Origin of the sequence: Chelativorans sp., from assembly GCF_031180965.1 — a bacterium.
GTDB lineage: Bacteria > Pseudomonadota > Alphaproteobacteria > Rhizobiales > Rhizobiaceae > Chelativorans.
The window spans coordinates 16,457-34,905 of sequence record NZ_JAPSLH010000037.1 but is presented as its reverse complement, the minus strand read 5'-3'; the positions used below and the strand labels follow the sequence as shown (position 1 = coordinate 34,905).

Sequence of the window (18,449 nt, the reverse complement as noted above, 5' to 3'; positions counted from 1 at the left end):
CGGTGGTCCATCCACCGGAGCGCTTCCCGTTGGAGGTCTGGCAGGAGTGGGCTTCGCCGGTGTGGATGAACACCCGCGAGACCGACGTTCTTAATGTCGGGGCGAAGGGTGATGAGGAGCGGCATCTGTGTCCGATGCCGCTCGATCTGACGCGTCGCCTCGTCCTGCAATACACGAACGACGGCGAGACAGTTTATTCGCCCTTCATGGGCATCGGTTCAGAAGGATACGAGAGCGTCCGCCACGGGCGTCGCTTCATCGGGACAGAGTTGAAGCCGGAGTATTTCCAGCTTGCCGTCCGGAACCTCCAGCGCGCCGAAAAGAATAAGGCGACCGGCGACCTCTTCGAGGGAGCGGCGGCATGAGCGTCTACGTCGACGATATGAGAGCACCCTTCGGGCGAATGCTCATGTGTCACATGTGGGCGGATACCCGCGAAGAGCTGTTTGCCGTGGCCGATAGGATCGGCGTGCAGCGTAAATGGTTCCAGCGGCCGCCGGGGATTGGTCTTCCAGGGATGAACGCTTCCTGGGAGCATTTCGACATCGCCCGATCCAAGCGACGCCTGGCTGTCAGCTATGGCGCAGTCGAAACTGACCGATATGGCCCTGTGGAATATACCGCCCGGCTAAGGGGCAACCAAGCAATGCTGGATCGGATCGCCCGGCTTCGAGCGGAGGCACGGCAATGATCCAGCTCCGCCCGTACCAATCCGAAGCAATCCAGGCCGTCCTTGATTTCTGGCAGACCGGCGGAGGCAACCCGCTGGTCGATCTCGCTACCGGTACCGGCAAGTCGCTCGTCATTGCCGAACTGACGAAGGGGTTGCTCAATACATTCCCCACGTTGCGAGTGCTCATGCTGGTCCACGTGCGCGAGCTGGTGGAGCAGAACTTCACGGCCGTGCTGAAGCTTTGGCCCGACGCACCAATCGGGCTCTACAGCGCCGGGCTCGGCAAGCGAGACGCACACCATCGCATTACCTTTGCCTCGATCCAGTCCGTCTACCGCAAGGCCGCTGCGCTCGGCCGACGCGACCTGATCCTGATCGATGAGGCGCATCTTGTGCCGAGCGCAGGAAATGGCATGTACCGCAAGCTGCTCGAGGATCTCCGCTCTGTCACTCCAGACCTGCGCGTGGCCGGCTTCACAGCTACCCCTTATCGGCTCGACAGTGGACGCCTGGATGACGGCAGCGATCGGCTGTTCGATAAGACGGTATATTCCTACGGCATCGGCGAAGGTATCGCCGACGGCTATCTGTCGCCGCTGATTTCCAAAGCCTCTGCAACAGAGATCGATGTTTCCAATGTGCAGCGCCGGGGCGGAGAATTCGTCGCGGGCGCGCTCGAAACCGCAGCGGACAAGGTTACGATCGAGGCAGTTCGTGAGCTGGTTCGCTTTGGCGAGAACCGCCGCTCCTGGCTGGTGTTCTGTTCCGGTGTTGGCAACGCCGCTCGCACGCGGGACGCAATCAAGGCGCACGGCATCTCCTGCGAAATGGTGAGTGGCGAGACTCCCACCGGTGAACGGGACTCCATCATCCGCCGCTTCAAAGCCGGCCAAATCCGCTGCCTGACCAATGCCCAGGTGCTTACCACTGGGTTCGACGCGCCGCAGGTCGACCTGGTCGCGATGCTGAGGCCGACACTGTCCACCAGCCTCTATGTCCAAATCGTCGGCAGGGGCACACGATTGGCGCAGGGCAAGGAAAACTGCCTTGTCCTCGATTTCGCCGGCAATGTCCGGCGCCATGGGCCGGTTGACGCTGTCTCCGTCATGCCAAAAGGGAAATCCTCCGGCGACGATGGAAAGGTGGCAGTCGATAGCGTTCGGGCGAAGGAGTGCCCACAGTGCCAATCCCTGGCCGCGCTTAACGCATCGTCGTGCAAGGTCTGTGGCCACGAATGGCCGCGTGAGGAGAAGCCCAAGCACCAGGCCGAGGCGGAATCCGAAGTCGGCATCCTAAGCACCGAAGCGGTGCCGCCGCAGATGGTGCCCGTCGTCGACTGGCGATTTGACCGGCATGAGAAGATCGGGTCACCGGACTCCGTACGGGTCACCTACTTCGCCGGGCTGAACAGCTATTACGAGTGGCTTGCCTTTGAATGGGGCGGCAACTGGAGGCAGCGGGCCTGCCAGTGGTGGATCAACCATGGCGGCGCCACGCCTCTACCGAAGAGCACGTCCGAAGCATTGGAGAGGTGGGAAGGGGGCGAGCTCACAATGCCCGCCACCATCAGCGTGCGGCCGAGCCTTAAGAACCGGAAATATTTTGATGTGGTGGGCCGCTCCTTTCCCGCCGCTAATGGGAGGGCGGCATGAAGCGAAAGATGCTCGTCGCCGACCTCCTCTGTGGTGCTGGCGGCTCCTCCACCGGTTGTCAGCGGGCGCTCGCCGAACTTGGGCTCGAAATGGAGCTGGTATGCGTCAACCACTGGGGCGTCGCCATAGAGACGCATAAGCGCAATCATCCGGAGGCGCGGCACTACGTCCAGGATATCGCCACCGTCCGGCCGCACCTGATCGTTCCCGAAGGCTATCTCGACCTGCTGATGGCATCGCCGACTTGCACGCATCATAGCGTCGCGCGCGGCGGCAAGCCGACATCGGATCAGCAGCGCTCCGACCCATGGCACATCATCACTTGGCTGACGGAGCTAAGGGTAAAGCGCATCATCATCGAGAACGTGTGGGAGTTCATCGGCTGGGGGCCAGTCGACCTACGGACCGGTAAGCCAATTAAATCCCGCAAGGGCGAGTATTTTTACGCCTGGATCGAGACGATCAAGCGCCTCGGCTTTGAACCGGAATGGCGGAAGCTGAACGCAGCAGACTACGGCGATGCCACAACGCGGCAGCGCTTCATCCTTATGGCTCGCTCGGATAGACGGAAGGTCGCGTGGCCGATGCCGACCCACCGCAAACGCCATGGGAGCAGCAGTTACGGAGAGCTGTTCTCCGATGCCAAACCATGGCGTCCCGCGCGCGAGATCATCGATTGGTCGATCAAGGGCAAGTCGATCTTCAACCGCAAGAAGCCTCTGGCGCCGAAGACGCTGGCGAGAATCTATGCCGGCGCACAGAAATTTGGTTGGCCGGAGCCGTTCCTGGTCATCCTGCGCCAGCATATGGCGGGGCAATCGGTGGACGCACCGCTGCCGACGATCGCGGCAAACGGTAACCATATTGGCCTCGCCGAGCCAATCTTGCTCTCGCAGCACAACAGCGGCGCGGCGCGATCCGTCGGCGACCCCCTTCCGACGATCACAACCGGAGGGGCAGCGGCCGAGGAGCGCCAGGGCTGCGCCCGGCCGATGCTCATCGAGCCTTTCATTCTAAATCGCCACGGCGACGGCTACGGTGAGACCCGCGCCCATTCCGTGGATGAGCCGACGCCGACATCGAACTGCGACGGCGGCGGCTACCTCGTCGAACCCTTCATGCTCTCCCGTCAGGGGGAAGGCGCGCCGCGACCGGTGAGCGAGCCAACACCGACGCAGGTGGCGAAGCACAGCCATGTTCTGATTTCGCCCTACTACGGCAACGGATGGCAGATCGAGGCTGGAGCCCCGCCTCCGTGCTTCACGGCCGACGACCCGCTGCCGCCGATCACGACCAAGGGCCGCTTCGGTATGGTCGTGCCGATCACACACGCGGACGGCAGTGATCGCGCCCGCGACGTCGAGGCCGATCCGCTTCCCACCATCACAACCGCCAACCGAGGCGAGCTCGCCTTCATCGCGGCACAGTTCGGCGAGCGCGAAGGTCAGGCGCCGCGGGTGCACAACGTAGATGAGCCGACGCCGACGCTGTGCGCCAGCGGCCGCGTTAATCTGGTCGAGGCCACGCCGCAATACGACATCCTGTTTCGCATGCTCGAGCCGCACGAGTTGGCGGCTGCCATGGGCTTCAACACCGAAGATCAGGAATACGAATTCGCCGGGACAAAAACCGAGAAGATCAAGCAGATCGGCAATGCCGTCTCGGTCGCGAAAATGAAGGCGTGCGTCGGCGCGATCATGGCTGATGCAGCACCGAAGCGGCGCGTCGCCGAGGAAACTTCGTTTCGGGAGGCGGCGGAATGACATTCCATACGCCTCGTCACTGCCCCTGCTGCGGCCAACCCATAAACGCGGGCAGGGCGCCCATAGAAGCGCTCGACGCCGCTCCGCTAGCCACGGTACCGCGCACGATCGTCAATGCGCTCGCCGAGGCATATCCCCGATCCGTCCCGGCCGAATTTTTGATCGAGCGCATCTATAGCGGTTCGCACGAGCCGGAGAACGCTCGCACCGCCCTTAACGTCCAGCTCTCACGGCTTCGCGACAAGCTAGCCCTGTATGGCTGGACCATTCCGAGGGGTCCGACGGGCCGCGGCAACCGGGCCTCGTACAAGCTGGAGCCGCTTCAATGATCAACCGTTTCGAAGATGCGATCTGTGGGTGCTGCGGCCGCGTCGCGACCGGCTTTGGCTATGCGCCGAGGACCGGTCAGACGGTGCTCTGGGTCTGCGATGATCCGGAATGCCTTCAGATCGCGAAGGACAGTTACACGATGAAGCAGGAGACATTTTCGCGCCTGGAATCGCTTGCTGCCGGCAAAGGTGGTGACGAGGGCGGTTCCTTCCTGGACCAGATCGGGAAGGGGGACTCTCCCTTATCGAGCCTCACCCCTGACGAGTGGTTTGAATTTTGCCGCCGCATCGTTGCGGGATACCGGAAGGCGCTGATCGCTGGCCTGAAGGACGAGGCGCCGTTTTGAGCGTGACGCATCTGTCGTCAAATCTCGATACCGCCCTGCGCCTGGCGCGCGCCGGGTTTGCCGTCTTTCCCTGCCATTCCGGAGGGTCGAAGGCGAAGCAGCCCATGCCATTCATCAAGTGGCGTGACGCCTCGACGACTGCCGAGCCGCAGATCCTGCAATGGTGGAAGAAGTGGCCCGAAGCGGCGATCGGGCTCGATCTGGCTAAATCCAACCTTCTCGTCATTGATGCCGATCGGCACGGAGAGCATGACGGCGTCTCAGCCCTCGGCGAGCTCATGGCCAAGGTCGGTTATGAGCCGCACGGCGTGCCGCTCGCTGCCACTCCCAATGAGGGCACCCATTTCTTCTATCGCCAGCCACCAGGGAAGAGGCATGGGAACTCTGCCGGGGCGCTGCCCGCCGGCGTGGACGTTCGCGGCCATGGCGGCTACGTCATCGCACCGGGCACCGTGATGCAGGACGGGCGGCTGTACGAGGTCTTCGGCGATATTGCCGAGGCGCCCGAACTGCCGACCTGGCTTTCGGAATTGCTGGAGGCAAGAAGGGGTGGTGCCGAAGCAGGACGAAATCAACCTCAAAGCCTTGTGCCACAAGGATCAGGAGGTGGTGCCCAAACGGTTGAAAATCACCCCTCGACTGCCGAAATCGAGGAGCTGCTTTCCTACATCCCGGCCAACTGCGGCTATCACGACTGGGTTTCCGTGCTTATGGCCATCCATGCCGCCACAGGCGGCGAAGGGCTGGCTATCGCCGATGCGTGGTCATCGAAGGGCGGCGTCAAATATCCGGGGTCGAAGGAGATCGAGAAGAAGTGGCGATCCTTCAAGCGCAGCGGCATAACTGGCCGCACTCTCGCACAGATCGCCCGCGAACATGGGGCTGACCTTTCCGCCATCGCCCTCAAGCACAAGGTGCCGCAGGTGGACCCCCTCGAAGCCGCCGCAGCGGCGCGCCGGCTGATCGAGAACCACGACGGAACACTGGCCGATGCCGAAACCGGGGAGATCGTCAATACCGAGATTTCGGTATCCCAGCGAACCGCTCACCCCGACATATACCCTCCCGGCCTCGTCGGCGACCTGGCCGGCTGGATAGTCCAGACCGCTCGAAAGCCGCAGCCCGAGCTCGCGATAGGCGCAGCGCTGGCCATCGTAGGAACTGCGGCCGGGCGCCAGTTCTGCGGTCCAACGAGAAGCGGGACGCACCTCTACATCCTTGGCCTCGCTCCTACCGGTACCGGCAAGGATCATCCGCTACAGCAGATCGGTCGCGCCATGACAGCGGCTAAGCTGGGGCTGCATCTCGGCCCGTCCGAGTTCATCTCCATGCCAGCCGTGGTGAACTTCATCATGCGTAAGCCGCTCGCGGTCTGCGCCATGGATGAGTTCGGCGGCTTCATGAAGAGGATCAACAGCAAGAGGGCGAGCGGGTTCGAAGGCGCGATCTCGAAGGTGCTGAGGACGCTCTGGTCCTCATCCTTCGCCCCGTACGCTACCCCGGAATGGGCTCAGAAGGAGAGCCAAACCGTCTATAGCCCTGCTATAACGTTGTTTGGCGCTTCCACGCCGGAACAGTTTTACTCTTCCATGGAGGGTGCGAGCCTGGAGGATGGGACGCTGAACCGTTTCCTGCTTCTCAACGGCCGCGGCAGAGTGGCAGAGCAGGACCCACAACGTGATCCTGCCGTCGTTCCGGTCGACATCGTCAACGATCTCCAACTGATTTACTACCGCTCCGGAGATCTTTCCTCGGCCTTCCGCAATGATCCGAATTCCGATCCGGCCATGGCGGGGCAATTGCGGGAAATCCCCTGGTGCCCTGATGGGGCTCACGACCGGTACAAGGCCTTCTCGGCCGAGATCGATGATCTTATGCGGAAAGAGGCAGAGCGCGGCGCCTTCTATGCCCGCACTGTCGAGATGGCGCTGAGGATCGCGACCATCGTCGCGATAGGCCGCCTGGACGACGACCAGGTACGGAAGAGCGATTTAGATTTCGGGATCGATCTCGCCCTGCGCTCAGCGAAGATGATGGCGGACGGCGCGGCCGACTACATGGCGGAGAATGAGAACCAGGCCAACGCGCAGAAGGTGTTGCGAATCATCAAGGCGCGGGGCGGAAGGGTGAAGCACAAGGATTTGCTGTATGCCCTGCGCCATGGTGTGAAGGCGAGGGAGCTGCGCGACCTAATCAGCATGATGTGCGAGTCTGGTCAGCTGGAGAGGTGCACGATTAGGTCAGCATCGGGGCCGGATGCTGCGGGGTATGTACTAAGCCAAAAGCTCTGAATCCGTACTTCTCTTGCGTCGAGCAAGCAAACTTACAAGATGACGATCTCCTTTTGGGGTGATGCGCCAATAACTATTCCGGTCATTTACGCCGCGCTTCTTAATGCCTTGCTCGATATAGCCCAGCGCGCGAAACTGAATAAGTATCTCATTCCATACTTCAAGGTCGATTCTGTCGTCACCTTTGAATGTATGCCCTTTTGGGACAGGGTCGAAAACGTGGAAACGAGCGATTAAATTTCTTAGCGTGACTTCAGTTGCTTCGTTGATTAGCGACGGACCAATATCGCGAAATATGTCATCCCAAGAAACATCGGCAGTCCACATCTCAGTATTTCCAAAGTAATTTCCTGGAGTTGCTATTTTTCGCGATCCAGACAAGGTTATCTTGTCAGATCCTGATTGCAAAGTGTCATCATCAATGTCTATCATTTGCTTTTCAAGATCATTGCGAAGCTCACGATTTTCTTCTGTGAGCTTGTTGATTTGTTCTAGTAGCGCGATTGGAGATGATCCATCATTTCGAATCCAACCTGGTCTTGGGCTAACTTTCATTTCCCGCACTAGGGATCTCGACACAAGGCCACCGAGCTCTGAAGCTGAGGACCAATTTCTTACTGGATGATCCTTCATAACTTCTGCACGGAACGCCTCGAGCTTTTTCCTTGATGCTTCATCACGTTCTGACTTTCCCGAGGGTATTTCATCCGGATTGGCATGGACGAACGCTAACACAGGAATTCCTATTTTCTTGGCATAGCGGTACTCCTTTTCGGTGTAGCTGATCCCTTCACCGGTGACAGAGCCATAGCGCCCTCCAATAATCAGGACGTAGTAATCGCATTCGTCGATGACGCGCTTGATCACGTCCCATTGGCTCTCATTGGAAGCAACAAAAGCCTCCATGCCGGTGGGGATACAATCTAGTTCCCAGATTGCCTGAATTACCTCAGCGCGTTCTTCCACTAGATCGGTGAACGTGGAGCTGACGAATACCTGATACCGAACTGAATACGACAAGGTGAATTTCTCCGATTGGCACCGTTTCCAACAGTTTCCAAAATCCGGAAACAGATAAGCTAATGCTTATGGAAACAGTGGAAACAGTTACGGAAACTGTTCAGCTATAAATATCCTTTAAAATCAAAATCATCATCAACTGTTTCCACTGTTTCCACTGTTTCCATCCTGAATCAGGTTTTCCCGAAAAGGTTGAGTAGCACAACCTGTATGACGTGCAAAATGGGGATGGTTATATGAAGTCGGGAAACAGTGGAAACAGTTGACCCCTCCGCCCGAATAACCGTATCTCTATCCCCGTCCTGCCGTGGCCATTCCCTCAGGTCCGCCACCCTGGGAAAGGCCGCATGGAAAAGAAATTACCCTCCATTCGCATCGATGGCGGAAGGCGCATCGATCTAAAGGCCAGGCGAGAATGCCGGGGCCTCGTCCTCAATTCGCCTGAGAGAACTCCTGTCGACCGTGCCGCGGCACAGCGGGAACTTCGTCGCGAGCAACGAAGCGTTGCGCGTCTCATTGGCGAGGATGGCGGCAAGGAGGGGGCGAAGGTCTCGAGCGTAAAGGTTCGAGACCTGCAGGGCCAGCGCGCCAGGACACTTGTGCAGGCCGTGCGGTCCAGGCCAGGGACGTTTGAGTGGCGCTACGGCCGGGACAAGCAATCGGCGCTCTACCATGCCGGCAGTCATTTCGCCCAACTCTGGGAACGGGCCGGCATAGCGATCGCCAGCAGCGCCGATTTTCTTCGCGGTACCATGGCGGGCTACCCGGCAGGGAAGTCCGATTCGCGCCTGGACGCGCAGCAGAAGGTGAGCGATGCCGTCAGGGAGATTGGTCGCTATTCCGCCGAACGCCTGATCTCCTATTGCGTCATCGGCGAGACCGCGGCGTCACTCGCCCGCAAACACGGGCAATCTGACCGGGACATGGCTGCTGTGCTGCACCAGGACCTTCGGGCCGTCGCGATGCACTTCCGGTTTCTGTGACGGGAGAAAGGGTAAAAAATGAAATCGCCCTTCACCTTCGGCCACTAGACCTTTCTGCCAGAAACCCCTTACACATTCGTCATGGTGCTGATTTGCGCCTACTTCCCAAAACATCCGGACCGGAACAATGACGCTCACCGACAAGCAGCGCCGCTTCGTCGATGAGTACCTGATCGATCTCAACGCGACGCAGGCGGCGATCAGGGCCGGCTATAGCCCGCGTACCGCCAATGAGCAGGGCGCGCGGCTGTTAGCAAAAGCTAGTGTTTCCGCCGCCGTGGCTGAGGGTCAGGCAGCTCGGTCCGAGCGGACCAGGATCGACGCCGACTGGGTTCTGCGCCGCCTCGCTGAAGAGGCTGATGCCGACCTTGCCGATCTCTACGATGAGCACGGCGCACTGAAGCCGGTGCGCGACTGGCCTCCGGTCTGGCGAAAAGGCCTCGTTGCTGGCGTGGATGTCGAGGAGATCAGGTCAGAGGGCGCTGTGGTCGGATTGGTGCGAAAGATCAAACTCTCGGACCGGGTCAAGCGCATCGAGCTTATCGGCAAGCATGTGGAGGTGCAGGCCTTCCGCGAGCAGCTTGGCCATTCCGGTCCTAACGGAGGCCCGATCGAGCACGAGCACAAGGTGAGCGAGGATGCAGAACGCTTCACCAGCGCAATTGCTCGCCTCGCTACCCGAGCGGGAGAGGGAGGCGGCGCTTAAGTCTCTGCCGCCGGAAACGCGGGCTTATCTCGCCTACCATTGGCCGTTTTGGGCAAGGCCTAACCAACTGCCGCCGCCTGGGGACTGGCTGACATGGCTTGTCCTCGCGGGGCGAGGCTTCGGCAAGACACGGTGCGGCAGTGAGTGGGTACGGTCCATAGCGTGCGGCCCAACTCCGCTCGCTGCAGGCTCGCACCATCGCATCGCGATCATCGCCGAGACCGCTGCCGATGCGCGTGACGTCCTCGTCGAGGGTGACAGCGGCATCCTGAGTGTACACCCGGTTGATTTCCGGCCTCATTATGAGCCCAGCAAGAGGCGCCTGACGTGGCCTAACGGTGCGGTCGCAACACTCTACAATGCGGTTGAACCCGATCAGCTGCGAGGGCCGCAACATGACGCCGCGTTCTGCGACGAGCTTGCGAAATGGCGGTACGCCAGGGAGACCTGGGATCAGCTGCAATTCGGGCTTCGGCTAGGAAATGGCCCGAAGCAGATCATTACGACGACGCCGAGGCCAATACCTGTCCTGAAGGAGATTCTGGCGTCGCCCACAACGGCGGTGACGAAGGGTAGCACCTTCGACAATCGGGCAAACCTTGCCCCATCGTTCCTGACGCAGGTGGTCTCGAAATACGAGGGCACACGGCTTGGCCGGCAGGAGTTGAACGCCGAGATCCTCGATGATCTGCCGGGCGCGCTCTGGATGCGCGACCAGATCGACAAGCACCGGGTTCGGGAAGCGCCGGAGATGGTGCGCGTGGTCGTGTCGATCGACCCTTCCGGCACGCGCGGGCAGTCCGATGATGGCGACGACATCGGCATCGTTGTGGCAGGGAAGGGGATCGACGGCCGCGGCTATGTCCTGGCCGATCGCACCTGCAAGCTGTCACCGGCCGGATGGGGGAAGAGGGCAGTCTCCGCATTCCACGAGTTCAGCGCCGATCGGATCATCGCCGAGCGAAACTTCGGCGGCGCGATGGTCGAGCACGTCATCAGGACCACCGAGCCGACCGTGCCGTTCAAGGAAGTGACGGCATCGCGCGGGAAGGTGGCGCGGGCTGAGCCGGTAGCAGCGCTCTACGAGCAAGGCCGCGTCTCGCATGTCGGCTCTTTTGCTGAGCTCGAGGACCAGCTCTGCATGATCGCGCCGGAGGGGTTCTCGGGTGAGGGCAGTCCTGACCGGGCAGATGCGCTTGTATGGGCGCTAAGCGAATTGCTGGTCGACGGCTCCACATTCACCCTGGCTAACGTCTAGTAACCTCGCGCTCTCCGATTGAAGCTTTCGACGGCATCGTTGTATTCGCTAAGGGCTTGCTCTGATGCCTCGCGAAGGCAATCAAGGTAGCTCTCGACGTCGGCCCGGTAGCTTTCCATCTCGCTCTTACAGCGCTCGAACTCATACCCATCATCAAACTCACCATATTGCTCGGCGCAATACGGTGCTGACGGTTCACTGCAGTATGCTGCTTGCGCGCCCTTGGGCGCCGCCAGCAGTAGCCCGACCGCAATCAAATAGCGCATTCATGCCTCCCCTTCCTTTTGAGGAGGAAATCGCAACGGCTAGGAATTGTCTATGGGCGCGGTTGTGAATTTCGTCGGCTATCTCGCTGACAACCTGACCAATCTCGTCTCGCGGATGGGGACGGATCGGGACAAGGCGGCGAGCAGCTACTATGCCGTGCCGATCCTAACCGATGAGCAGCTGCTCAACGCTTATCGCGGTGCCTGGCTGCCGCGGAAGATTGTTGACATTCCGGCATTCGATAGCGTGCGGGCGTGGCGCGACTGGCAGGCCGAGGCCAACCAGATCGAGGCAATCGAAGCCGAAGAGCGGCGCCTCGACGTCCAAGGAAAGGTGCTCGAGGCGAGGATAAAGGCGCGGCTTTGGGGCGGTGCGGCTATCCACATTGGCACCGGTGATCAGAATCTAGCCGAGCCACTCGATGTAGAGCGGGTCAGGAAACAAGGCATCCGCCACCTCACCGTCCTCACCCGCCGTGTGTTGAAGGCTGGCGAGATCGACCGAGACGTCGAGAGCGAATTCTACGGCCGACCGAAGGTCTATCAGCTCACCACCGGAGACAAGGTTCAGGTCGATATTCATCCGTCCCGCCTAGTGATCTTTTCTGGTAATCCTCAACCGGACGTCGATCTGATCGGAGGTGGTGATCTCGCCTGGGGCGATAGCGTATTGCTGTCGGTCATGGAGGCGATCAAGCAGGCCGACGGCACTGCGGCAAACATTGCCAGCCTCGTATTCGAGGCCAAGATCGACATCATCCGCGTGCCCAATTTCATGGCCTCGCTGGGCAAAGATGAATACCAGAATAAGATCATCAACCGCTACGCCCTCGCGAACACGGCCAAGGGCATCAACGGCACGCTGTTGCTTGACAAGGAAGAGGAATACGAGAGCAAGTCGGCGAATTTCTCCACACTGCCCGACGTGCTCGACAGGTTCCTGCAGATCGTTTCCGGTGCGGCCGATATTCCGGCGACCCGATTGCTGGGGCAGTCCCCCGCAGGTATGAACGCGACGGGCGAGAGCGACCTCCGGAACTATTACGACCGGCTTTCGTCAGAACAGTCGATCATCATGACGCCCGCCATGCATCGTATGGACGAGGCGCTGATCCGCTCGGCGCTCGGCAGTCGGCCGACCGACATTTACTACGAATGGGCGCCGCTCTGGCAGATGTCAGACAAGGAAAAGGCCGACATCTTCAAGCTGAAGGCTGACGCGGCGAGGGCGATCGCCGGGAACGGTCAGTCCCAGCCTCTCATGCCTATTGATGCGCTGAGCGATGCGCTGGTGAACGCTTTCGTTGAGGACGGCTCGCTGCCTGGGCTGGAAGCGGCCATCGACGAATACGGCCGGCTTTCCGAGCAGGAGGAGGATGAAGTTGATGTTGCCGCGGCGGTAGCGCCGTTGCCTGCGCCTGTTCAGCGGATGCAACGCGCCGCAAATGATGCTGCTCCGCGTACGCTGTATGTGCGCCGCGATGTGCTCAATCGAGCGGAAATCGTCCGATGGGCCAAGTCGCAGGGCTTCACAGACATCGTCCCCGACCTCCACGTCACGATTGCCTACAGCCGCGAGCCGGTCGATTGGTTCAAGGTGGGCACGTCCTGGTCGGAGAAGCTGGAAATCGCCGTCGGCGGCCCGCGCCAAATAGAGCGGCTTGGTGAAGACGGCCGATATGTCGCGCTGCTGATCACGGCCAACGAGCTGGTGTGGCGCAATCGCGAAATCCGCGAGGCAGGCGCGTCCTGGGATTGGCCGGAGTATCAGCCGCACATCTCCATCCAGATCGGCGGCGACATCGATCTCAGCAAGGTCGAGCCCTACCAGGGCCGGATCGTGCTGGGGCCGGAGATATTCGAAGAGGTTAAAGCGGATTAGGCTGCCTAAAGGTTGTCCTTAAGCCACTTACTGCCCTTGTCATTGAAACCATGCCAAGCACCTTCGCCGCCAGCGCTAGCAACAAGCAGTTCATCATTGTTGTCGAGAAGCGTTTTGAGATCGTCTCGGATTGCCTTGGCCTTCATGTCGGTCACCACGATCCATGTGGAATCCAGGTGGGACCAATAGGTTGAGAACAGCTCTTTTATGCGGTCCCGAACGGCCTTGTTCTTCTTGGCGTAATTCTCCGCTTCTTTATTGAGGTCGTAGATAATGAAATATGTGGTCATAGTTGCCTCCCGCGCGAAACGAACCACAACTGCAACCCTGTGTCGAGTCACCGGCTAATAGCCTATGGCAGAACGCATCAACTGCTGCGTTCCGTTCTGCCGTCGAACGCGCACGGCAGATTGCAGCGAGTGGATATGCGGGCCGCACTGGATGGCCGTAGCCGCGCATCTGCGGCGGAGGAAATATAGGCTCTTCCGCCTCTATCGCAGGCGCTTCGGCAACGCGCCCTTCTGGCAGTATCCGGCCGGCTCTCCGAAACGGATAGAGGCGGTTCGCATCGACCGCCTTTGCCGGAAGGCATGGGAATGCTGCAAGCGGGCAGCAATCGAATCCCCTGCGGGCATCTAGGAAAATCATCATGCAATTCACCGACGCAGCAGTCGTCGCCGGCACCCGGCGGCGCGAGGACGGCTATCTTGTTGCCGATGCCCGTATCGCTCGCACTGGCGTGCAGACGTATCTCGGGAGCGAGGTAGGCAAGCCTGAGATGCCGATCGTGCGGGTCTACCGACCGCGCGATGAGGTCTTCAAGGAAGCCACGCTCAAGAGCGCTGCGCACCGCCCGGTCACGAATGACCATCCCGCCGATCTCGTCACCTCACAGAATTGGAAGCAGCACGCTGTCGGCCAGACCGGCGACGAGGTTGCGGGCGAGGGCATCTTCATCCGCGTCCCCCTGATGGTCAGCGATGAAGCCGCCATTCAGGATATCGAGGCGGGCAAGCGCGAACTCTCCGCAGGCTATACCTGTGACCTCGATTGGTCCACCGGCAAGACGCCCACCGGGGAAGCTTACGACGCCATTCAACGGAACATCCGGCTCAACCACGTGGCGATCGTCGCCCGCGGCCGCGCCGGTTCTCAGGTCCGCATCGGCGATGCGGCGCAATGGGGCCCGGCCCCGATCACTCCAACCATGGACAAGGAGACGCGCACCATGAGTGACGCACTTCGCACTGTGGTCGTGGACGGACTGTCGGTGCAGACCACCGACCAGGGCGCCCAGGCCATCACTAAGCTGCTCAAGGACCTGGAGTCCTCGGCGGCCAAGCTCGCCGATGTCGAGGCGAAGCACCAGCGGGCCATCGCGGCCAAGGACGCCGAGCTCGCGAAGAAGGACGAGGAGATCGGCACCCTCAAGGCCGACCTGAAGAAGGCGCAGGATGCGCTTCCGAAACCGGAGGATATCGACCGTATGGCGGCGGATCGGGCGCAGCTCGTCACGACCGTGAAGGCGATCGACAGCGGCATCGAGATCGTCGGCAAGTCGGATGCCGATCTCCGCCGTGCAGCCGTCAAGGCCAAGCTCGGCGATGAGATGGTCAAGGACGCGTCCGATGCCGAGATCGCAGGCATGTTCAAGGCCATCGCCAAGGACGTGAAGACTGCCGATCCCTTCCGCACTGTCGTCGCCGGCGGTCTCCAGACCGCGAACGACGCCGACAAGACCGTTACCGATGCCTATGCCGCCATGGTGAAGGACCTCCAGTCCGCTCACCAGCCGGCCAAGGCCAACTGAGGGAGGCCTGACCGATGGCAACCTACCAGACCACCTACACGAATGCTCCGGCGAAGGGTCTGCACGGCCAGATTGCTTCCGAGGAGAAGTGCAACAAGATCAGCCGGACTGTCGAGAACCTGCTCGGCGTTCGCTTCGGCCAGCCGGTCCAGCGTGGAACTGGGGACCACGGCGTGGTGCCGCTCGCCGCCGGCGGAGAGTTCATTGGCATCGCCGTCCTGAACCCGGCCGTCCCTCCTGACGTGCTTGTACCGGATTCCTACCCGCAGCACTTCACAGCCGCTTTCATGACGATGGGCACGATGTATGTCAGGGCCGGCGGCGCCGTCGCCCAGGGTGATCCGGTGTTCTACCACACCACGAACCACCGCTACGTCGCCGCAGCGGGTACCGACATTGTCGGACCGATCCCTGACGCGGTCTTCGATACCAGTGGCGCCGACGGCTCCATGGTCGAGATCGCTCTGCGCCTTCGCGCCTCGGCACCAGCCGTCTGATCACGAAAGGATCAACCACCATGAACCAGATCATCCGCCAGCCTTTCGCTGACGCGCAGGCGGCATTCCCCTTCGTGATCGCGCAGGGGCGCAACATCGAGACGCGGATTTATCAGCGTCGATACCCGACCTTCAACTACGCGGCCCATGTGCCCGTGGTGACGGAAGGGAACGAGTGGGCCATCGGCACCACGTTCTTCACCGTCGACACCGCCGGCGAGGCGAAGTTCCTTTCCGGCGCCGGCACCGACATGCCGTTCAACCAGGCGACAAAAGACCAGGCCAGCCATGACTTCGCCATGATCGGCTCCGGCTGGGAATGGAACCTGGAGGAGGTCAATCAGGCGGCCCTTTACGGGATCAACCTGAACAATACCAAGGCGATGTCGGCGGCAGATAAGGTCGAGCGTATGCTCAACTCGATCGCCATGGTTGGCACGACCGAGAAGAACTGGACGGGCCTGGTGAACGACCCGGCCGTCTCCCGGACCGATGTCGCCGCCGATGGCACTGGGGCGTCCACGTACTGGGCGAACAAGACGGCCGATCAGATCCTCCGCGATGTGAACGATCTCCTGTCCAGCATTCGCACGAATACCGAAGAGGTCGAGTGGGCCGACACACTGCGCCTTCCTCCTGCCGCGTTCCGTCTGGTCTCGACCATGCGGCTCGGCACCGGAGAGGGCATGATCACCGTGCTCGAGTACCTTCGCCGCAACAACATCTATACGGCGGAGACAAACCAAGCGCTGGACATCCAGCCGCTGCGCGAGCTCGCCACCGCCTCCCAGGACGGCGGCGGCCGCATGATGGCCTATCGGCGCGACACGGAGGTGCTTCGCTTCCATCTGCCGATGCCGCGCCGGGTGCTCCAGCCCCGCCAGAAGTCCATCATGGGCTGGGAGACCGGCATTATCGCCCGTACCGGCGGCACCGAAGTCCGGCTGCCGGGTGCGATGGCCTATGCCGACGAAATCTCCGCTCCCCCGGCCTGATAGGAGGCAACCATGAAAGTCACGAACATCTCGAAGGCGCTGCAGGGCGTCAATACCAGCACCGGGCAGGTCTATATCCGGCCCGGCGAGACCAAGGACGTGGAGTTCACGAAGGAGGGCGAGAAGCAGGCCAAGCGTCTCTCCTTCCTGAAATTCGGCTCCGCAGCGGCCAAGGAGGCGGAGAAGGGCGGGAATACCAACCAGCCCTCCTTCGAGGCCAAGCACCGCGGCGGCGGCTCCTATTCGATCGTCGATGCCTCCGGCGCCGAGGTCGTGGAGAAGCTGTCGAAGGAGGATGCTGAAGCTTTCAATGCCATGTCCGACGCCGATAAGGCGGCCTACGTGGCCAAGAAGTGACGATCAGGCGCGGCGGTTCGCTGCCGCGTCTTACGTGCTCGTGAGCGCCGCCAGTACAATGTCGGCCCGTTCGGCGACACTCCGCTTCGCAAGCACGTGCACCTCATAACCAAGGGATGGGTAGGCGGCGCAGAGCCGGTCGTACTCTTCCACTGCCGAGGCGAAATCGTGCCTACGATCGGCATCCTGCGAAAAGATTTCAGGCCATGGCGGGGTGAGGAACACCTTCGTGTTGTACCGATGTTGATGCAGGAATCGAGCAAGAGTCGGCTCTCGGGTAATGTGCTGGAGCGCGGCGGCCGCGTCGATCAGTCCTCGATCGAAGAATACCCATCCGGTGGTCTTCCGAGCGGTTGCGCGATCGCTAAGCGCCACCTCGATGGCCCGGCGCGCGAAGGCCTCTGGATTGCGCCATGGAAGCGACTCACCGCCAGACTCTCGCTGCTCCGCGATAATGCGGCGTCCCGGCTCTTCGACAACATTGTACCCGCGTCTTTGGAGCTCGGTGAGCAGGGTGGATTTACCACCCCCTGAGCATCCGGAAATAACGACAAAGCGATTCATCAGACCTCCTCTTTCCTCACGGTAGGTTGAACAATGGCCGGCTACGGAACCGATGAAGGCTTCACGGCCTATGTGGCCGCGGCCGGCTATACCGTGCCGAGTGGCGCGAACATCACGGCAGCCCGCCAGCGCGGCAGCGTCTATATAGACGGCTTCTATGGCAGCCGGTTTCCCGGCATTCCCACTGGGGGCCTCGCGCAGGAACGTGCTTGGCCGCGAACTGGTGCGGTCGATGCCTACGGCAATGTTATCGCGCCGCACGTAATCCCGCAGCAGGTCGTGAACGCCTCCTATGAGGCAGCATTTCTGGAAATCACTCGACCTGGCTCGCTGTCGCTGACCGTCGATCCGTCGCGCCAGATTAAGCGGCAGAAGGTCGAGGGGATCGAGCGCGAGTTCTTCGAGCCTGCAGCCCGCGGTGGCTTCTTTGCGCCCAACGCGCCGATCTCATCGATCATTGAGGGCATTCTTGCCCCGCTGCTCGGCTCGGCAGCACCGCTTCCTGCAATCCTGGTGGTGTGATGTCGTCCTTCTATGACGAGATGCGCGAGTTCGCCACGGAGATGCTCGGCGAGTTCAAGCAGGGCGCCGTGAAACTGAAGCGCGTTACGACCGCGCCGGGTCCGAACGAATGGACGCCAGGACCGGAGGTCGAAACGCTTTACGATCTCTCCGCCACCGTCAGGCGCATACATCAACGGTACGAAGGCGGCGTGCTGATCGTCGAGACTGGCGATCAGGTGCTGTTCGCTGTATCGAGCGTGACGCCGGCCCTGACTGACACGCTCGTCATCGACGGCCGGGAGCGCGCGATCACGAATCTGACGCCCATTCCTGCCGCCGGCGAACCGGTGGTGTGGAAGGCGTGGTGCGCGGCTTAGAAGACGGCCAGATATTTCAGCAGCGAAACGATGCCGATGATGATGACGACGATCGTCGCGATTTGCTTGGCCCGCCCGTCGATAGGAAGCATCCGGATCAGGTAAAGCACCAGGATCACCACAAGAAAGGTGATCAAGACGCTGATTATCATACTCATATCTATCCCCTCAATGA

General features: G+C 61.0%; 22 protein-coding genes. 17 read left to right on the top strand and 5 right to left on the bottom strand.

Annotation, left to right across the window (positions count from 1 at the left end; all coding sequences use genetic code 11):
* The 7 genes from RIN79_RS19745 to RIN79_RS19715 all read left to right on the top strand — a co-directional run.
* A partial coding sequence (locus RIN79_RS19745) for a DNA methyltransferase (protein WP_309086415.1) occupies positions 1 to 365 on the top strand: 365 nt, incomplete at its 5' end.
* Entirely contained in the window at positions 362 to 691 is a 330-nt protein-coding gene (locus RIN79_RS19740; RefSeq protein WP_309086414.1) for a DUF4031 domain-containing protein, read from the top strand. The genes RIN79_RS19745 and RIN79_RS19740, both read left to right, overlap by 4 nt.
* The gene (locus RIN79_RS19735; protein ID WP_309086413.1) at positions 688 to 2,325 is read left to right on the top strand and encodes a DEAD/DEAH box helicase family protein; all 1,638 of its coding nucleotides are present in this window, start codon (positions 688 to 690) and stop codon (positions 2,323 to 2,325) included. The genes RIN79_RS19740 and RIN79_RS19735 overlap by 4 nt, the downstream gene beginning before the upstream one ends.
* Positions 2,322 to 4,088 carry a DNA cytosine methyltransferase gene (locus tag RIN79_RS19730; RefSeq protein ID WP_309086412.1) on the top strand — a complete coding sequence of 589 codons (1,767 nt, stop codon included), beginning with the start codon at positions 2,322 to 2,324 and terminating at the stop codon, positions 4,086 to 4,088. The genes RIN79_RS19735 and RIN79_RS19730 overlap by 4 nt, the downstream gene beginning before the upstream one ends.
* A complete protein-coding gene (locus RIN79_RS19725; protein ID WP_309086411.1) occupies positions 4,085 to 4,417 on the top strand; it encodes a helix-turn-helix domain-containing protein in 333 nt (110 codons plus the stop codon). Before RIN79_RS19730 ends, RIN79_RS19725 begins: the two co-directional genes overlap by 4 nt.
* On the top strand, positions 4,414 to 4,764 hold the full coding sequence (locus RIN79_RS19720) for a hypothetical protein (RefSeq protein ID WP_309086410.1): 351 nt from the start codon (positions 4,414 to 4,416) through the stop codon (positions 4,762 to 4,764). The genes RIN79_RS19725 and RIN79_RS19720 overlap by 4 nt, the downstream gene beginning before the upstream one ends.
* 2 nt (positions 4,765 to 4,766) lie before the next feature.
* The gene (locus tag RIN79_RS19715; protein WP_309086417.1) at positions 4,767 to 7,055 is read left to right on the top strand and encodes a bifunctional DNA primase/polymerase; all 2,289 of its coding nucleotides are present in this window, start codon (positions 4,767 to 4,769) and stop codon (positions 7,053 to 7,055) included.
* On the opposite strand, the gene RIN79_RS19710 is transcribed toward RIN79_RS19715, so the two are convergent.
* Entirely contained in the window at positions 7,038 to 8,075 is a 1,038-nt protein-coding gene (locus RIN79_RS19710; protein WP_309086409.1) for a DUF4062 domain-containing protein, read from the bottom strand. The two genes, RIN79_RS19715 and RIN79_RS19710, sit on opposite strands and share 18 nt — an antisense overlap.
* A gap of 347 nt (positions 8,076 to 8,422) precedes the next feature.
* On the opposite strand from RIN79_RS19710, the gene RIN79_RS19705 reads away from it, so the two are divergent.
* The 3 genes from RIN79_RS19705 (at position 8,423) to RIN79_RS19695 (ending at position 11,022) form a co-directional block, all read left to right on the top strand.
* Positions 8,423 to 9,058 (top strand): DUF6456 domain-containing protein, encoded by a 636-nt coding sequence (locus tag RIN79_RS19705; protein WP_309086408.1) that lies wholly within the window; start codon positions 8,423 to 8,425, stop codon positions 9,056 to 9,058.
* A gap of 127 nt (positions 9,059 to 9,185) precedes the next feature.
* Positions 9,186 to 9,764, top strand: coding sequence for a terminase small subunit (locus RIN79_RS19700; RefSeq protein ID WP_309086407.1), 579 nt, complete (start codon positions 9,186 to 9,188; stop codon positions 9,762 to 9,764).
* Positions 9,697 to 11,022, top strand: coding sequence for a terminase large subunit domain-containing protein (locus RIN79_RS19695; RefSeq protein WP_309086406.1), 1,326 nt, complete (start codon positions 9,697 to 9,699; stop codon positions 11,020 to 11,022). Before RIN79_RS19700 ends, RIN79_RS19695 begins: the two co-directional genes overlap by 68 nt.
* Here RIN79_RS19695 and RIN79_RS19690 read toward each other — a convergent pair.
* Complete coding sequence (locus tag RIN79_RS19690; protein ID WP_309086405.1) at positions 11,019 to 11,288, bottom strand: hypothetical protein; 270 nt, start codon at positions 11,286 to 11,288, stop codon at positions 11,019 to 11,021. The two genes, RIN79_RS19695 and RIN79_RS19690, sit on opposite strands and share 4 nt — an antisense overlap.
* A gap of 52 nt (positions 11,289 to 11,340) precedes the next feature.
* On the opposite strand from RIN79_RS19690, the gene RIN79_RS19685 reads away from it, so the two are divergent.
* The gene (locus RIN79_RS19685; RefSeq protein WP_309086404.1) at positions 11,341 to 13,170 is read left to right on the top strand and encodes an anti-CBASS protein Acb1 family protein; all 1,830 of its coding nucleotides are present in this window, start codon (positions 11,341 to 11,343) and stop codon (positions 13,168 to 13,170) included.
* A gap of 5 nt (positions 13,171 to 13,175) precedes the next feature.
* Here the strand turns inward: RIN79_RS19685 and RIN79_RS19680 are convergent, their stop codons facing one another.
* On the bottom strand, positions 13,176 to 13,460 hold the full coding sequence (locus tag RIN79_RS19680) for a hypothetical protein (protein WP_309086403.1): 285 nt from the start codon (positions 13,458 to 13,460) through the stop codon (positions 13,176 to 13,178).
* A gap of 359 nt (positions 13,461 to 13,819) precedes the next feature.
* Between RIN79_RS19680 and RIN79_RS19675 the strand changes: the two genes are divergently transcribed.
* From RIN79_RS19675 to RIN79_RS19660, 4 genes are read left to right on the top strand one after another with little or no spacing between them, the layout of a single operon-like run.
* Positions 13,820 to 14,980 (top strand): DUF2213 domain-containing protein, encoded by a 1,161-nt coding sequence (locus RIN79_RS19675; RefSeq protein ID WP_309086402.1) that lies wholly within the window; start codon positions 13,820 to 13,822, stop codon positions 14,978 to 14,980.
* 14 nt (positions 14,981 to 14,994) lie between these two features.
* Positions 14,995 to 15,477: a hypothetical protein gene (locus RIN79_RS19670; RefSeq protein ID WP_309086401.1), complete on the top strand. Its 483-nt coding sequence runs from the start codon at positions 14,995 to 14,997 to the stop codon at positions 15,475 to 15,477.
* 20 nt (positions 15,478 to 15,497) lie between these two features.
* The gene (locus RIN79_RS19665) at positions 15,498 to 16,472 is read left to right on the top strand and encodes a DUF2184 domain-containing protein (protein WP_309086400.1); all 975 of its coding nucleotides are present in this window, start codon (positions 15,498 to 15,500) and stop codon (positions 16,470 to 16,472) included.
* 12 nt (positions 16,473 to 16,484) lie between these two features.
* Positions 16,485 to 16,829: a hypothetical protein gene (locus RIN79_RS19660; RefSeq protein ID WP_309086399.1), complete on the top strand. Its 345-nt coding sequence runs from the start codon at positions 16,485 to 16,487 to the stop codon at positions 16,827 to 16,829.
* Between the two features lie 30 nt (positions 16,830 to 16,859).
* On the opposite strand, the gene RIN79_RS19655 is transcribed toward RIN79_RS19660, so the two are convergent.
* Complete coding sequence (locus tag RIN79_RS19655) at positions 16,860 to 17,393, bottom strand: AAA family ATPase (protein WP_309086398.1); 534 nt, start codon at positions 17,391 to 17,393, stop codon at positions 16,860 to 16,862.
* Between the two features lie 33 nt (positions 17,394 to 17,426).
* Between RIN79_RS19655 and RIN79_RS19650 the strand changes: the two genes are divergently transcribed.
* Positions 17,427 to 17,915 carry a DnaT-like ssDNA-binding protein gene (locus RIN79_RS19650; RefSeq protein ID WP_309086397.1) on the top strand — a complete coding sequence of 163 codons (489 nt, stop codon included), beginning with the start codon at positions 17,427 to 17,429 and terminating at the stop codon, positions 17,913 to 17,915.
* Entirely contained in the window at positions 17,915 to 18,274 is a 360-nt protein-coding gene (locus RIN79_RS19645) for a hypothetical protein (protein WP_309086396.1), read from the top strand. Before RIN79_RS19650 ends, RIN79_RS19645 begins: the two co-directional genes overlap by 1 nt.
* Here the strand turns inward: RIN79_RS19645 and RIN79_RS19640 are convergent.
* Positions 18,271 to 18,426 (bottom strand): Thivi_2564 family membrane protein, encoded by a 156-nt coding sequence (locus tag RIN79_RS19640; RefSeq protein ID WP_309086416.1) that lies wholly within the window; start codon positions 18,424 to 18,426, stop codon positions 18,271 to 18,273. The two genes, RIN79_RS19645 and RIN79_RS19640, sit on opposite strands and share 4 nt — an antisense overlap.
* Positions 18,427 to 18,449 lie beyond the last annotated feature (23 nt).

What these genes read in the sequence shown, in the direction of transcription:
- RIN79_RS19725 (WP_309086411.1), top strand. Translation starts at nt 4,085, where the DNA reads ATGACATTCCATACGCCTCGTCACTGCCCCTGCTGCGGCCAACCCATA.
- RIN79_RS19665 (WP_309086400.1), top strand. Translation starts at nt 15,498, where the DNA reads ATGAACCAGATCATCCGCCAGCCTTTCGCTGACGCGCAGGCGGCATTC.
- RIN79_RS19730 (WP_309086412.1), top strand. Translation starts at nt 2,322, where the DNA reads ATGAAGCGAAAGATGCTCGTCGCCGACCTCCTCTGTGGTGCTGGCGGC.
- RIN79_RS19670 (WP_309086401.1), top strand. Translation starts at nt 14,995, where the DNA reads ATGGCAACCTACCAGACCACCTACACGAATGCTCCGGCGAAGGGTCTG.
- RIN79_RS19695 (WP_309086406.1), top strand. Translation starts at nt 9,697, where the DNA reads ATGCAGAACGCTTCACCAGCGCAATTGCTCGCCTCGCTACCCGAGCGG.
- RIN79_RS19705 (WP_309086408.1), top strand. Translation starts at nt 8,423, where the DNA reads ATGGAAAAGAAATTACCCTCCATTCGCATCGATGGCGGAAGGCGCATC.
- RIN79_RS19645 (WP_309086396.1), top strand. Translation starts at nt 17,915, where the DNA reads ATGTCGTCCTTCTATGACGAGATGCGCGAGTTCGCCACGGAGATGCTC.
- RIN79_RS19685 (WP_309086404.1), top strand. Translation starts at nt 11,341, where the DNA reads ATGGGCGCGGTTGTGAATTTCGTCGGCTATCTCGCTGACAACCTGACC.
- RIN79_RS19690 (WP_309086405.1), bottom strand. Translation starts at nt 11,288, where the DNA reads ATGCGCTATTTGATTGCGGTCGGGCTACTGCTGGCGGCGCCCAAGGGC.
- RIN79_RS19640 (WP_309086416.1), bottom strand. Translation starts at nt 18,426, where the DNA reads ATGATAATCAGCGTCTTGATCACCTTTCTTGTGGTGATCCTGGTGCTT.
- RIN79_RS19655 (WP_309086398.1), bottom strand. Translation starts at nt 17,393, where the DNA reads ATGAATCGCTTTGTCGTTATTTCCGGATGCTCAGGGGGTGGTAAATCC.
- RIN79_RS19660 (WP_309086399.1), top strand. Translation starts at nt 16,485, where the DNA reads ATGAAAGTCACGAACATCTCGAAGGCGCTGCAGGGCGTCAATACCAGC.
- RIN79_RS19650 (WP_309086397.1), top strand. Translation starts at nt 17,427, where the DNA reads ATGGCCGGCTACGGAACCGATGAAGGCTTCACGGCCTATGTGGCCGCG.
- RIN79_RS19740 (WP_309086414.1), top strand. Translation starts at nt 362, where the DNA reads ATGAGCGTCTACGTCGACGATATGAGAGCACCCTTCGGGCGAATGCTC.
- RIN79_RS19675 (WP_309086402.1), top strand. Translation starts at nt 13,820, where the DNA reads ATGCAATTCACCGACGCAGCAGTCGTCGCCGGCACCCGGCGGCGCGAG.
- RIN79_RS19680 (WP_309086403.1), bottom strand. Translation starts at nt 13,460, where the DNA reads ATGACCACATATTTCATTATCTACGACCTCAATAAAGAAGCGGAGAAT.
- RIN79_RS19735 (WP_309086413.1), top strand. Translation starts at nt 688, where the DNA reads ATGATCCAGCTCCGCCCGTACCAATCCGAAGCAATCCAGGCCGTCCTT.
- RIN79_RS19700 (WP_309086407.1), top strand. Translation starts at nt 9,186, where the DNA reads ATGACGCTCACCGACAAGCAGCGCCGCTTCGTCGATGAGTACCTGATC.
- RIN79_RS19720 (WP_309086410.1), top strand. Translation starts at nt 4,414, where the DNA reads ATGATCAACCGTTTCGAAGATGCGATCTGTGGGTGCTGCGGCCGCGTC.